The organism is Streptomyces sp. NPDC005195, from assembly GCF_040608315.1.
GTDB classification, from domain to species: Bacteria; Actinomycetota; Actinomycetes; order Streptomycetales; family Streptomycetaceae; genus Streptomyces; species Streptomyces kaempferi.
Map to the genome: position 1 here is coordinate 1 of NZ_JBEXHZ010000382.1, position 1,141 is coordinate 1,141.

At 72.0% G+C, this 1,141-nt stretch carries 1 protein-coding gene; it reads right to left on the reverse strand.

The genetic code is table 11. The features are described 5' to 3' along the window. Positions 1 to 99 precede the first annotated feature (99 nt). Positions 100 to 1,065, reverse strand: coding sequence for a SpoIIE family protein phosphatase (locus ABZV34_RS39810; protein WP_356288306.1), 966 nt, complete (start codon positions 1,063 to 1,065; stop codon positions 100 to 102). Positions 1,066 to 1,141: the final 76 nt, after the last annotated feature.

Here is a 1,141-nt window from a genome sequence, read left to right on the forward strand (position 1 = left end):
GCCCACACATCCGGGCCGGATCGCGGCCCGGACACCCCCGGTCGATCTCGCGGATCGCGCGGAACGCGTCTCGCCGCCACGCCGACGGTCAGCAGGCTGTCAGTGCGCGCCGGGGGTGCCTGTCCGGGCCAGCAGCAGGGTGGTGTCGTCGGACGGGGAGGGGATGCGGCGGGCGGCGAGGGCCCTGTCGCACAGCTCCTCCAGGGGCAGCCTCGGGTGTGCCAGGGCGGCGGCGAGGCGGCGTATGCCGGACTCGATGTCCTCGGTCGGGAATTCGACCAGTCCATCGGTGTAGAGGGCGATCAGACTGCCGTCGGGGATCTCGATCCGGACGGATTCGAAGTGCCCCAGGCCCAAGCCGATCGGGACCCCGGAGGGGATCTCCGTGACGGACGCCTCGCCGGCGGGGCTGACGACGACGGGTGGGAGGTGTCCGGCTCCGGCGATGTCGACGTGCCGTTCGGCCGGGTCGTAGACGACGTACAGACAGGTCGCGCCCACGCCGGAGACGGTGGCGCCCGGGGAGTCCGCGTCCTCCTGCGTCAGACGGCCGACCGTGCGGTCCAGGCTCGCGAGAAGCTCGACGGGCGGCAGGTCCAGGTCCGCGAGTGTGCGCAGCGCGGTGCGGAGCCTGCCCATCGCGGCCGCCGCCTGGATGCCGTGCCCGACCACGTCGCCGACGACCAGGGCGACCCGGTCACGCGGCAGCGCTATCACGTCGTACCAGTCGCCTCCCACACCGTGGTCCAGGTCGGCGGGGAGATAGCGGGAGGTCACCTCCAGGGCGGGTCCGCCGCACAGGCGGGCCGGGAGGAGGTTGCGCTGCAGGGCGAGGGCGGCGATGTGTTCGCGGGTGTAACGATGGGCGTTGTCGAGGCTCAGCGCGGCACGGTCGACGAGTTCCTCCGCGAGGACCAGATCGTCCTGCTCGAAGGGGGTGGGATTGTCCGTCCGCACGAAGACGGCGATACCGAGTGCGACGCCCCTCGCCTGGATCGGCACCATCATCACGGTGTGCATGTCGGTCCTGCTGATGACCCGCGACCGCTGCGGATCGCACCGCAGCCAGGTGCCGAGGGATTTCCGCCACCGCGTTCACCGGCACGAAGAACCCCGCCATCGCGGCCGGCGGCGGAGTCTC